The 11,971-nt window shown below is 58.9% G+C and carries 13 protein-coding genes; 7 read left to right on the top strand and 6 right to left on the bottom strand.

Translation table 11 applies throughout. From position 1 onward, the window contains the following. The first annotated feature begins 154 nt into the window (after positions 1-154). The gene (locus HNQ99_RS06060) at positions 155-583 is read left to right on the top strand and encodes an MAPEG family protein (protein ID WP_184474756.1); all 429 of its coding nucleotides are present in this window, start codon (positions 155-157) and stop codon (positions 581-583) included. A 13-nt stretch (positions 584-596) separates the two neighbouring features. Here HNQ99_RS06060 and HNQ99_RS06055 read toward each other — a convergent pair whose 3' ends face one another. Both HNQ99_RS06055 and HNQ99_RS06050 read right to left on the bottom strand, forming a co-directional pair. Continuing rightward, on the bottom strand, positions 597-1,259 hold the full coding sequence (locus HNQ99_RS06055; RefSeq protein ID WP_184474755.1) for an MBL fold metallo-hydrolase: 663 nt from the start codon (positions 1,257-1,259) through the stop codon (positions 597-599). 36 nt (positions 1,260-1,295) lie between these two features. Next, positions 1,296-1,970 (bottom strand): S24 family peptidase, encoded by a 675-nt coding sequence (locus tag HNQ99_RS06050; RefSeq protein ID WP_246414640.1) that lies wholly within the window; start codon positions 1,968-1,970, stop codon positions 1,296-1,298. 82 nt (positions 1,971-2,052) lie between these two features. On the opposite strand from HNQ99_RS06050, the gene HNQ99_RS06045 reads away from it, so the two are divergent. Together HNQ99_RS06045 and HNQ99_RS06040 are read left to right on the top strand one after the other, a co-directional pair. Continuing rightward, positions 2,053-2,238: a hypothetical protein gene (locus HNQ99_RS06045; protein ID WP_184474753.1), complete on the top strand. Its 186-nt coding sequence runs from the start codon at positions 2,053-2,055 to the stop codon at positions 2,236-2,238. Further along, positions 2,238-2,561 (top strand): hypothetical protein, encoded by a 324-nt coding sequence (locus HNQ99_RS06040; RefSeq protein ID WP_184474752.1) that lies wholly within the window; start codon positions 2,238-2,240, stop codon positions 2,559-2,561. The genes HNQ99_RS06045 and HNQ99_RS06040 overlap by 1 nt, the downstream gene beginning before the upstream one ends. Before the next feature lie 6 nt (positions 2,562-2,567). Here HNQ99_RS06040 and HNQ99_RS06035 read toward each other — a convergent pair whose 3' ends face one another. Together HNQ99_RS06035 and HNQ99_RS06030 are read right to left on the bottom strand one after the other, a co-directional pair. After that, on the bottom strand, positions 2,568-3,446 hold the full coding sequence (locus HNQ99_RS06035; RefSeq protein WP_184474751.1) for a hypothetical protein: 879 nt from the start codon (positions 3,444-3,446) through the stop codon (positions 2,568-2,570). A gap of 16 nt (positions 3,447-3,462) precedes the next feature. Next, positions 3,463-4,683, bottom strand: coding sequence for a TIGR04063 family PEP-CTERM/XrtA system glycosyltransferase (locus tag HNQ99_RS06030; protein ID WP_184474750.1), 1,221 nt, complete (start codon positions 4,681-4,683; stop codon positions 3,463-3,465). Between the two features lie 93 nt (positions 4,684-4,776). On the opposite strand from HNQ99_RS06030, the gene HNQ99_RS16770 reads away from it, so the two are divergent. Further along, entirely contained in the window at positions 4,777-4,902 is a 126-nt protein-coding gene (locus tag HNQ99_RS16770) for a hypothetical protein (protein ID WP_281376773.1), read from the top strand. Continuing rightward, entirely contained in the window at positions 4,895-6,259 is a 1,365-nt protein-coding gene (locus tag HNQ99_RS06025) for a putative O-glycosylation ligase, exosortase A system-associated (RefSeq protein ID WP_184474749.1), read from the top strand. The genes HNQ99_RS16770 and HNQ99_RS06025 overlap by 8 nt, the downstream gene beginning before the upstream one ends. Positions 6,260-6,289: 30 nt before the next feature. On the opposite strand, the gene HNQ99_RS06020 is transcribed toward HNQ99_RS06025, so the two are convergent. Next, the gene (locus HNQ99_RS06020) at positions 6,290-8,092 is read right to left on the bottom strand and encodes an ABC transporter transmembrane domain-containing protein (RefSeq protein WP_184474748.1); all 1,803 of its coding nucleotides are present in this window, start codon (positions 8,090-8,092) and stop codon (positions 6,290-6,292) included. Positions 8,093-8,234: 142 nt separating this feature from the next. On the opposite strand from HNQ99_RS06020, the gene HNQ99_RS06015 reads away from it, so the two are divergent. Continuing rightward, positions 8,235-9,452 carry a polyhydroxyalkanoate depolymerase gene (locus tag HNQ99_RS06015; RefSeq protein ID WP_184474747.1) on the top strand — a complete coding sequence of 406 codons (1,218 nt, stop codon included), beginning with the start codon at positions 8,235-8,237 and terminating at the stop codon, positions 9,450-9,452. 66 nt (positions 9,453-9,518) lie between these two features. Here HNQ99_RS06015 and sppA read toward each other — a convergent pair whose 3' ends face one another. Next, complete coding sequence (sppA, locus tag HNQ99_RS06010) at positions 9,519-11,399, bottom strand: signal peptide peptidase SppA (RefSeq protein WP_184474746.1); 1,881 nt, start codon at positions 11,397-11,399, stop codon at positions 9,519-9,521. A 281-nt stretch (positions 11,400-11,680) separates the two neighbouring features. Here sppA and groES point away from each other — a divergent pair, with 281 nt between their 5' ends. Continuing rightward, entirely contained in the window at positions 11,681-11,968 is a 288-nt protein-coding gene (groES, locus tag HNQ99_RS06005; protein WP_184474745.1) for a co-chaperone GroES, read from the top strand. Positions 11,969-11,971 lie beyond the last annotated feature (3 nt).

Genomic DNA, 11,971 nt, shown 5'->3' with positions numbered 1-11,971 from the left:
AAACGGCCCCTGGAGGCCGCAGGCCAATGCGGCCGGTCAATCGCGAGCGAAAGGCGCGTATAGCGTTTTCTTCGAGGCTTGCAAGCTAATCCTTGCTGCGTCCCGCGGCCGCTGCCAAGGTCCGCTCAACGGATAACATGCCCGAGGAAGACGGATGTATTTGCCCATTACGCTGACCTTTGCCGCCGCGGCGGCGTTGCTTAATCTCTGGCTCGGCATGCGCGTGTCGCGCCTGCGCAAGGTTTTCCAGATACTGCACGGCGACGGCGGCAATGATGGACTGATGAGGCGTATCAGGGCTCAGGCCAATTATGTCGAATATACGCCGTTTGTATTGATTCTTGCCGGCCTGGTGGAATTGGCTTTGGGCAGCGGTACTTGGCTGTGGTTGGTTGCTCTCATTTATATGATCGGACGCGTGCTTCACGCCTTTGGCATGGACAAGGACTTCCCCTCCAAATTGAGGCTGTCCGGGGCCCTCATCACCTTCCTGACTCTGATCGGGCTTTCCGTCATGGCCCTTTATGTCGCTTATGACAGTCCCCGGCGGGAATTGCCGCCGGCATTGGGAATGCAGGTCTAAGTCAGTGGCAGGTTTATCGGAGGCCCGTAACTCGATCGCCGACAAATGGATTCGTCAAACGTTCATGGGCAAAGTTGCTCATGGGCCCATGACCGGGCACAAATGCTGTTTCTCCGCCCAATGGCCAGAGCTTTTTGGTTATCGCGTTGATCAGTTCCTGATGGTTCCCAAGCGGAAAATCGGTTCGCCCAATCGAGCCCTGGAACAGCACATCACCGACAATCGCCAATTGTGAAGGCGAATGATGGAAAATGACATGTCCCGGCGTGTGGCCGGGGCAGTGGATGACATCCAGTTCCAGCTTGCCGACAGTCACCTTGTCGCCGTCATTCAGCCAGCGGTCAGGCTCAAACACCGCGCCGTTGACGCCATAGCTGCGACCGTCCTCTTCCAGACGTGAAATCCAAAATCGATCCGCCTCGTGCGGGCCCTCAATGGGCACCCCCAGCTCCTTCGCGAGGCTGCCTGCCTCGCCGCAATGGTCGATATGGCCGTGTGTGATGAGGATCTTTTCTACCTCAACCCCTTGCTGCTGTGCCGCCGCCTTCAGGCGCTGAAGATCGCCTCCCGGGTCGACAAAGGCAGCCTTGTTGGTGGCGGTGCACCAGAGCAGCGTGCAATTCTGCTGCAACGGCGTGACGGGGATAATGGCGGCTTTCAAGGGGGGTGTTGTCATGGCGCTTATGTGGCGGACGCTCCCCTGGATGGCAAGCTATCCTACCTTGCGTCCGGTCCAGAGCACTCGTCCGATGACATTGACCAATGCAGGATCGATATCTTCCCAATCAGGATAATGGGGATTGTCGCTGAGGACCGAAAAGCGTCCCTTTACCGGGCCAATTGCCACGCGCTTGACCATCAGCGCATCGTCCAGCCGCAGCACATAGATGCCGTCACGAAGCTGGGGGAAGCCATCCAGCCGATCCACCAAAATATCGTCGCCATGGGAAAGCGTGGGGGCCATCGAATCGCCGTCCACGCGAATCATTGAAAGACCCGTGGGACTGGCTCCTAACTCCCTGATCCATTTTTCATCAAAGGCCATGCGCCCTGCCGGCCGTTCGCTCTGGTCGAGAGACCCAGCCCCGGCCGACGCGCCAAGATCATATTGCGGAACGAGCACAAGGTTCTTGGCTCCGCGATTGCTGATTCGAGCGGGCGCTTCTTCCGGTCCACCAAGCAAATGTTCGTCCACCCCGAAATAGCGAGCGAGTATCTTGCGATCCGACTCGTCCAGCTTCTTTGGACTGCCGCGCTTGATATATTGCTGAATATAGGCGGCATTGCGTCCAATCAGCTTGGACAGCGCGCCATAATTTTCCCGGCGCTCATGAATAAGCCGGTCCAAAAACTCCCGAGCGTGCAAATTGTCCATGGCGGTGATCATATCGGTAGGAATTTTCCTAGACAAGTAGGAAATTGCATTGAACATAGGAAAAAGCCTATCGAATCAGAAGAGGAGCACTCTCATGCATTTGCTGCGATCCATCGAACATTTTCTCCGCAAGACCGACATGGCGCCTACGCGCTTTGGCCGTGCCGCAGTGCGTGATCCGCGCTTGGTATTCGATTTGCGCAATGGCCGGGAACCGGGGGAACGGATGAAAAAAAGAGTGGAACATTTCATGAACATCTACGTGCAGGGGAAGTGCTGATGATGATGTCGCCAGTAAAGACCGACCCGCACGCCAAGCTTGTACGCTTGTTGCTGAAGATGGCGGGGGAGGGAAGCGAGATCGAGGCTTCCTCTAGCCGGCGCTGGTCGAGCGCGACCTTCAATGGCGCTCGGCATCGGTTGTGCATCAAGCTGTCGGGCCCCGATGCACGCCATAAAGCAGCCGAACTTGCGCTCCGCCTGGCCGATGCGGAATTTCGGCTTTCGGGCCATGTTGTGGCCGATGCATGTGTGGAAAAGGAAAAGTCTGAAGAAGGTATGGCTCGGCTGGACGTTGCTGTTCTTACAGTGGAAGACTGGTAAGGCCGATCAAGCCGCCCGCGCCGTCATTCGATGCAACGTGCCCAGCGTCGCGCGAAGCGCCTCGTCCACTTCGGCATCGATGCTCTTCGGCTCGGGCGCCGCTTGTGGTTGAGGGGCATCCTTCGCCGCTTCCGGCCATGAGGTGTGCTCGACCGCAATCTCTTCGAGGGCCCGTTTCGATGCCACGGCTTCTGCGATCAACTGCTTGCGATGGGAAAGGCCTCGCTCAAATCGCGCCACCAGTTCCGTAATGCTGAGCGCCGAATAGTCGGAAGGCTGGATCCGTGCCGCCATCAGAACGCCGGAGGGATCCTCCACAATCGCCACGGGCTGCAATGTCGCGCTTTGCTTGAAGGCTACCGGCACCGACTTTGGCGACGCCACCATGGCTTGTTCAAGTTCAAGTTCGCCGTCGTCGAGCGCGGCTGGCGCGAGCGGCATGCGAATGCCTTCGGTCGGGGGTGCCGGCGCGGGTTTTGAAACCAGGGGTGCGATGCCGTCAAGGTCGCTGCTGGCGAACAAGGGCCGTCGTGGTTGCCCCACATGGCTGCTGCCAAAATGGCGTTCGCCCTCGTCTTCATAGCCGATCTCATAACCGATTCGGATGAACGAGGAGCCTTTTTTCAATCGGCCTATGACGCTGCGAATCCCGACAACAAGAGTCATGGTGCTCAGTCCCGATGCAAATGCAAATAAAAGGCGTGCTTTTTCGCCAAGCGGAGGAGCGGCGGCAGGCAAGATGGCCGGAAGACGGAGCGATTCCGCGGCCAATTCGACCGGGCCTATCGGGGCCAGCATGACGGTCGCCGCCACAGCGCCGCCGCCCAGGATCGCCATGATGGCGCCCACTGGTGACGTGCCCTTTCTGCCAATCCGAATCGTCATTATCGTCCTCCAGCCTTTAGGCCGCCTGCTCCGTGCAGAAATATTCAAGCAGTTTTTGGTAAACAGATTCGTAACGAGAAATATTTGACAGCCAGTTGCGGTCGCGCTCGACGAACATCCGGGCCGTGTTCCGCCGCTCATCCCAAAGGTGGCGGTCGTCCAAAAGCGCGCCCAAGGCCTCCGCCATGGCGTCGGGATCATCGGGCGGGAAAAGGGTTCCGGTGACCCTGTCCTGAATCAGCTCCTTATGTCCACCCACGCTGGAAGCGGCGACCAGCCGCCCCTGCGCCATGGCTTCAAGCGGCTTTAGCGGGGTCACCAATTCGGTAAGACGCATAGCCTTGCGCGGATAGGCGAGCACATCTGTAAGGCTATAATAGCGCTCGACCTCATCATGCGGGACCCGGCCCACAAAAATGATGTGGTTGGCGACCGGCGAAAGCCGCGCCTGCTGACGCAACGCCTTCTCCATCGGACCGCCGCCCACCAGAAGCAGCTTGGCACTGGTCCGGCGGGCGATCAGGCGGGGCATGGCCGCGATCAGGTCATCCAGTCCTTCATAATCGTAGAAACTGCCGATAAAGCCGATAACCTCCGCGCCATCGAGCCCCAATTGCGCCCGAAGCGCCGGATCAGGGGGAATGGGTTCGCCGAACATGTCCATGTCAACGCCGTTGGGCGATACCATGATCTTGTCCTCTGCCACGCCCCGGGCGAGCAGGTCCCGCTTTAGTCCATCGCAGATGACCGCTACAGCATCGGCCCTCCGCACCGCATGGCTTTCGAGCTGCCGCGTCAGCCAATAGCGAGGCGACCCTTGACGGGAAGTGCCATTGCCGACGGCCGCATCTTCCCAAAAAGCGCGAATTTCATAGAGGAGCGGCAAATTATGCCGCTTTGAGACGCGCTGCGCCGCAAGCGCGTTCAACACGGGCGAATGAGCGTGAAGAAGGTCAGGCCGCCATGCCTTCACGAGCGCGTCTATCTTTGTGGCGAGCGAGTCCACTTCCTGCCATTCCCGGAGCAGTGGCACTCCGGCCGCCTTTCCGTTGGTTCTGTGAAAAGTGAGGCCGTCCACCACCTCGACATCGGGACCGCCCCCCTTGTGGCGTAGGCCAGTGACGCAAGCCACGTCCCAGCCTTTTGCTATCTGCGCCTTCAATATGGCGCGTGTGCGAAAGGTGTAACCGCTGTGCAGGGGAAGGCTGTGGTCAAGGATGTGCAGAATGCGAGTCATGACCGCCAAGCTTTTGCGCGTAAAGGATTAACGCGACGTCAACCCAGTACGGCTAACGGTACGTGACGGTTTATCGATGGGATTGGCACAGGCTTGATCGACAATTTCTCCCTGCTGCTTAGTCACGGCCTCATCCTGCTCGCCGCCTGGAGGCTATTGTTCCGGCCGGATCTGGACAAGGAAGCTTCCCCAGGGTCGCGGGACGTTCGCGATGCGTGACCTGATCTTCATCGCGTTCCTCGCGGTTTTTATGGGAATGGGGTTCAAGCGGCCGTTCCTCTTTGTCCTCGCCTATGCCTATATCGACATCGTTTCCCCGCAGCGGCTGTCCTATTTCCTGCTGAACAGCATTCCCATTTCGCTGATCGCCTTCGCTCTGGCGGTGGTCGCGTGGCTGGCGGTTGACGATAAGCGCGACAGCCGCTTCACGTGGCGACAAGGGCTGATGCTCTTCCTGCTCGCCTATGCGGGCTACACTACCTTGCACGCGGATTTTCCGCTGGAGGCGAAGGAGAAGTGGGACTGGGTGTGGAAAGCACTGGTCTTCGCGATATTTCTGCCGCTTACCCTGCGGACCAAGCTCCGGATAGAGGCGCTTAGCCTGGTCATGGTGTTGTGCGCCAGTTCGATCATCATTACCGGCGGCATCAAGACGCTCCTGTCAGGCGGCGGCTATGGTGTGCTCAACCTGATGGTGGAAAATAATAGCGGGCTGTACGAAGGCTCGATCATTTCCACCGTGGCAATCGCGATCATTCCTTTGATCCTGTATCTGTCCAAGTGGAGCACGATCTTTCCCACGGATTGGAGGGTGAAGCTGTTCGCTGTCGGACTTTGCTTCGCCTGCCTGCTTATCCCAATCGGAACCGAAGCGCGCACTGGCCTTGTCTGCGCGGCGTTCCTTGTCCTTCTGTTCCTGCGTCACTCAAGGCATCGGCTGCTTTACGGGGCGCTGCTGGGGATCGCCGGCCTAATGGCCATCCCCTTCCTGCCCTCCAGTTTTACCAATCGCATGGACACGATACAAAATTATCAAGCCGATCAATCGGCCTCGACCCGGATCGCGGTATGGAAATGGACCTGGGATTATGTGAAGGATAACCCGCTGGGCGGGGGTTTTGAAGCCTATCGTCAGAACACCTTACGCTATGACGCAAAGAAGGTGGAGGGCGCCGGGCCTGTTCAGGAAGTTGAGCGGCAGGTGATTACCGACGAGGGCCGGGCCTACCACAGCAGCTATTTTGAAATGTTGGGGGAGCAGGGTTTTCCTGGGCTGATTGTCTGGTTGATGCTCAATTTCGGGACCGTTCTGCGCATGGAAATCATCCGCCGTCGCTATGAAAAGCGGTCGGAGGAAGATCTGCGGTGGGTCGCCCCCTATGCGTTGGCGATGCAGCAGGGACATTTGGTCTATCTGGTGGGATCGCTATTTGTAGGTATCGCCTTCCAACCCTTCATCTTCATGCTTATCGCCCTGCAGATCGCGCTCGACAGCTATTTACGGCGGCGGGAAAAAGAAGCCGCGTGGCAGCCCTTAAAAGCTGCCACGCCACAACGCCTGGGTAATCCAGCTTAGAGAAGAGTCACGGACGAAAGGGGAAGGAGGTCAGGCGGCGATCCCGTCGAACTGAAGGCGGGCAAGGCGGGCATAGAGTCCACCTTTCAGGATCAGTTCGTCATGACTGCCTTCCTCCACGATACGCCCGGCATCCATTACCACGATGCGGTCGGCCGCACGGACGGTGGCGAGGCGGTGAGCGATCACGATTGTGGTGCGGTCGCGCATCAGCCGGTCCAGCGCCTCCTGCACCAGCCGCTCCGACTCGGCGTCCAGCGCTGATGTAGCTTCATCAAGCAGCAGCATCGGCACGTTGCGCAGGAGGGCGCGGGCGATGGCGACCCTTTGGCGCTGACCGCCTGAAAGCCGTGCGCCGCCTTCACCCAGGAAAGTCTCCAGCCCATCGGGTAGCGCACGGAGAAAATCCTCCGCATTCGCTGCCCGCGCAGCCGCCCAGATTTGCTCGTCGCTGGCGTCCCATTTGCCGTAGCGCAAATTGTCCCGCGCCGACGCTGCGAAGATCACCATTTCCTGCGGGACCATGGCCATATGCGCCCGGATGTCCGCAGGGTCGGCGGAGCGAAGGTCAACGCCGTTGAGCCGGACCGCCCCGCTGGCAGGATCATAGAAACGCTGCGCCAGTTGCAGCAGAGTGGACTTGCCCGCGCCGGACGGGCCGACCACCGCAACCGTTTCGCCGGGCCGGATGTCCAGCGAGAAATTGTCCAGCGCTTTGACTTCCGGCCGAGTGGGGTAGCGGAAGGTGACATGATCGAAGCTCAACTGTCCGCGCGCCTTATCCGGGATCGCTACTGGGTCGGAAGGAGGGGCGATGCCAGGCTGTTCGGCCAGCAATTCGCCCAGACGTCCGGCCGCGCCAGCTCCGCGCAACAGATCGCCATAGGTTTCGGTGAGTGCCCCGAATGCCCCGGCAACAAGCCCTCCGGTCAGAACAAAGGCAGCGATGGCCCCGCCCGACAGCTCGCCGCTGGCCACGTCCAAAGCACCCTGCCACATGATCATGGTGATGGAGCCGAAGATGATGCTGATGACGATGGCGGTCATTACCGATCGCATCCATATCCGCTTGCGTGCAATGGAGAAGGCCGACTCCACCGCAGTGCGAAAGCGGCCTGCCTCCCGATCTTCCTGCCCAAACGCCTGGACGATCTTCATTGCACCCAGCACTTCAGCAACGGTTGCGCCTACTTCAGCGATTCTGTCCTGGCTGGCCCTGGAAAGGGCGCGCAGCCGGCGGCCGATGAACATGATGGGCAGGATGACCACGGGTATGCCAAGAAGCAGCATTGCGGTCAGCTTGGGAGCCAGGGTGAAGAGATAAATGATGCCCCCCACCCCGGTAACCACATTGCGCAGGGCAACTGATACGGTCGTGCCGACCACCTGTTCGATGATAGCCGTATCGGCCGTCAGGCGCGACGCGATTTCAGAGGGCCGATTCTCTTCAAAGAATGCAGGGGCGAGTCGCAGCAGGTTTTGCTGCACCGCCGTCCGCATGTCGGCAACGACTCGCTCTCCGAGCCACGAAACGAAATAGAACCGCGCTGCGGTTGCGAGGGCCAATATGCCCACGATCATCAATAAGTAATGGAAATAAGGAGTTATGTCTCCACCGCTGCTCGCAAAGCCCTTGTCGATGACCCGTTGAAAGCCACTTGGAATGGCGAGGGTTGACGCCGACGCCAGCAACAAGGACAGGGCCGCGCCGACGATTCGTCCTGGATATCGGGCGGCGTACCCCCAAATAAGGCGCAAATTTCCGATGCGGCGCGTTGTAGCCGTTGTAGCCGCAGAACCGGTGCCTTGTGGCGGATCAGAATTTTTTTCCATGTGCGCGCGCCTAGCAGCGGCTATAACAGGCCTCAATGCAGTTTGTATTTTTATGGTGCGTTACACATACATACTGACTAGACAGATTAGTACGTGTCGCATGTCCGCATCAAAGGCGGCGGGGGAATAGAAGGGTCTTTGAATGCTTTATGACGCTTATGAAGTCCAGCGCGGTTTGCTGGCGGGGGCGAGCGCGCTGGCAAATGCGAGCGTCGAATTGCTGAATCATCCTGCCAATCCGTTCGCCTATTTCGGCGGCGGACCGATTCTGGCTTCCGCCCTCAATGTTTTCGCGCATGCTGCGGCGCCGCGTGGAAAGCCTTCCTTCAATCTCCCTTTTACCGAAATCGATGGTGAACAGGTAGCGGTCACTGAACAGATCGAATGCCGCAAGACTTTCGGGCAGCTCAGGCATTTTGTCCGCGAGGGGCATGAAACAGATCCAAAGCTGCTGATCGTGGCCCCGATGTCGGGGCACTTTGCCACGCTGCTGCGCGGAACTGTGGAGCGGATGCTGCCTGGGCATGACGTGTACATCACTGATTGGCGCGATGCGCGAAACGTACCGCTTAACCAGGGCGGCTTCGACTTGGACGACTATATCGATTATGTAATCGAGTTTCTGGAACATATTGGTCCTGGCGCGCATATGCTTGCCGTCTGCCAGCCCTCGGTCCCCTGCTATGCCGCAGCGGCCGTAATGTCGGCCGACAAGAACCCGGCGCGGCCAAAGACCCTGACGATGATGGGCGGACCAATCGACACGCGGGAAGCTCCCACGGTCGTCAACACGCTGGCGACGCAGCGGCCATTGTCCTGGTTTGAACAGAATGTCGTCGCCACGGTGCCTTTCCCTTATCCAGGAGCCGGAAGGAAGGTCTACCCTGGCTTCATGCAGCTGGCGGGCTTCATGTCGATGAACCTCGGCAATCACCTGATGAGCCATTGGGAAATGTTCAAGCATCTGGTCGAAGGGGACGGCGAAAGCGCGGATGCCACCAAGGATTTCTATGACGAATATCGCTCGGTGTGTGACATGACCGCTGAGTTTTACCTGCAGACCGTTCGAGAAGTGTTCCAGCGGCACAGCTTGCCTCGAGGCCTGTTTGAACACCGTGGCAAGCGGATCGATCCTGGTGCGATCGCAGATATTGCCGTTCTGGCAATCGAGGGTGAGCGCGACGATATTTCGGGGTTAGGCCAGACCAAGGCCGCCCTCACTATTTCAACCGGCCTGCCGGAAAGCCACAAGAAATATTATATGGCCAAATCCGTGGGCCATTATGGCATCTTCAACGGCACCAAATGGCGCACACGTATCGCACCGATAGTCGAGGAGTGGATCGCTACACATAGTTGAAGACTTGCAGAACCGTGAGCATGCCCATGACAAACGTCAATTAACATGCGCCCAAAAGCCTGCGCCTTAAAATAGTCCCAGCAGATGGTCGAGCACCCGTCGCGCCGCACCCCTATCCGCTATTGGGGGCAGGACTCCCCTGCATTCCAGGCAGTCGGCGCGGATGGCGCTGCCTGTCAGCATCGATTGCACATCACTGACGGCTTGAAGGGCGAAACTCCTTCTTAGCCATGCCTGCTTGCCAAGCCAGTCCTTTGGCAAGGCGGCGGTGCGGTCTTCCTCGTCTTGTTTGAAATATTGCTCAAGCAGTTGGGAAAAATAATCGGGCTCCTGCTCGATGAAGACGGGTCGCGCCTTGACCGGGTCGAGCTTTGCCAGCTTCGCGGCTTCGGCAATGGCATCGTCGAGCGAACCAAAACCGTCCACCAGTCCCAATTGTCGAGCGGTCCCACCGTCCCAGACCCGGCCCTGCGCGATCTGGTCCACGCGCTGAGGCGGCAGTTTGCGGGCACCCGCTACTAATGCCACAAAGCGCCGATATACATCCTCCACGCCCGCCTGCGCCAGAGCATCGAACTCCGGGCTGAAGCCGCCGGCAAGATCCGGCTCGCCCGACAACGGCGTCGTTTTTATGCCGTCGGTCGTAATGCCGATCTTCGCGAGCGAGCTTTCAAAGCTTGGGAGGATGCCGAACACGCCGATCGAGCCGGTGATGGTCGACGGTTCCGCCAGAATACGGTCCGCGGCAGTCGACACCCAATAGCCGCCACTCGCCGCCACATTGCCCATGGACGCCACAATCGGCAGTCCCTTTGCCTTGGCGTCCATCAACGCGCTCCTAATCTGCTCGGACGCCAATACCGAACCGCCGGGAGAATCAACGCGCAGGACAATGGCCTTCAGATCCTTTTCCGAAAGTGCATCGTGAATGAGCTTGGCGATGGTTTTACCGCCCGCCGAGCCTGGATCAGCTTCGCCGTCCACAATTTCGCCCGCGACAGTGATGACGCCGATCTTGCCGTCATCCTTGATCGGGTAGGCGGCGGCATAGGCATCATAGTCGATTTCCTTGAAACTGCCGGGAAGATCGTCCTCATCAACGCCAGCCAGTTTGGCAACCCGAGTACCAAAAGCGGTACGGTCACCCAGCTTGTCCACCAGACCGGCGTTCAAGGCCGCTTTCGCAAGGTTGCCGCCGGCAGCGCGGGATGTTGCAACCGGATCGGTGACATAAGCGGCGAGCTTCGCTTTCGGTCGCGCCTTGGCCGTTTCATCCCGCCAATTCTGCCATATGGCGCCATAGATAGCCTGCATGGCGCTTTCCGCCTCGGGCGACTGGTCGGTCCGGATGAACGGTTCCACAAAGCTCTTATAAGTGCCGACGCGATAGACATGCGCGTTGACGCCAAGCTTGTCGATCAAACCCTTATAGTAAAGCTGGGAACCGCCGGGGCCGCTGATCATCACCCCGCCAATGGGATTGAGCCACACCTCTGAGGCGTGGGAGGCGAGCAGATAGCCATCGTCGGTATAGGCGGTTGCAAAAGTCAGTACCGGTTTTTTCGCGGCGCGAAGGCCGTCAAGCGCCTCCCCGACGCGGGATAGCGCCACCTGTCCGCCGCCCATGAAACCGTCGAGATCGAGCACGACGGCCTTGACCTTATGGTCGTTCGCCGCCGTCTCAAGTGCGTGAACAATGTCGCGCAAACCATATTCGCCGACTGGCGAATCGTTGCCGGTGACAAGGTCGAGAGGGCTTTCCCGGCGCGGCTGTTCGACGATCGTGCCATCAAGTTTCAGCACCAGCGCGCCACTGCCGATCATTGCGGGTTGGGGAGAGAAAGAAAGGGCGGCATAGAGCAGGCCGAAGAACAGCAGCATTAGCAGCAGGACGAGACCGTCCTTGATCACCATCAACAAGCGCCAGATACTTTTCACAAAGGCCAAGCAAGCCTCCTTCGACATTGCATATGTTGCCGACGAGGTATCGCATGCGGGAACTGGCCGCAATGGACATGCTGATGGAGAGAAGGCGTGCCTGGGCTATAAGGATTTTTTCTTTCGCCTTCCCCTTGACCGGCTTTCGTCAGCGACCATATGAGCGCGGTTGGCACTCGCCCTTGGTGAGTGCTAACGAGGATTCGTAGGCGGATGGTATGGGAGGGGCGCCTGACAAGGGAACCCTGCAAACCTCCGGCCGAATGATAGCCAAAGAGAAAGGTAAGCATATGGGTTTTCGTCCGTTGCATGATCGCGTTCTCGTCCGCCGTGTGGAAGCGGAAGAGAAGACGGCTGGTGGGATCATCATCCCCGACAGCGCCAAGGAAAAGCCTTCGGAAGGCGAAGTCGTCGCCGCTGGCGCTGGCGCCAAGAGCGAAGACGGCAAGGTAACGCCGCTGGACGTCAAGGCTGGCGACCGCGTTCTGTTCGGCAAATGGTCGGGCACCGAAGTCAAGATCGACGGTGAAGACCTGCTGATCATGAAGGAAAGCGACATTTTGGGCATTGTTGGCTGATGC

The sequence above is a fragment of the Rhizorhapis suberifaciens genome (assembly GCF_014200045.1).
GTDB classification, from domain to species: domain Bacteria; phylum Pseudomonadota; class Alphaproteobacteria; order Sphingomonadales; family Sphingomonadaceae; genus Rhizorhapis; species Rhizorhapis suberifaciens.
This window is presented reverse-complemented; position numbering and strand designations above follow the sequence as displayed.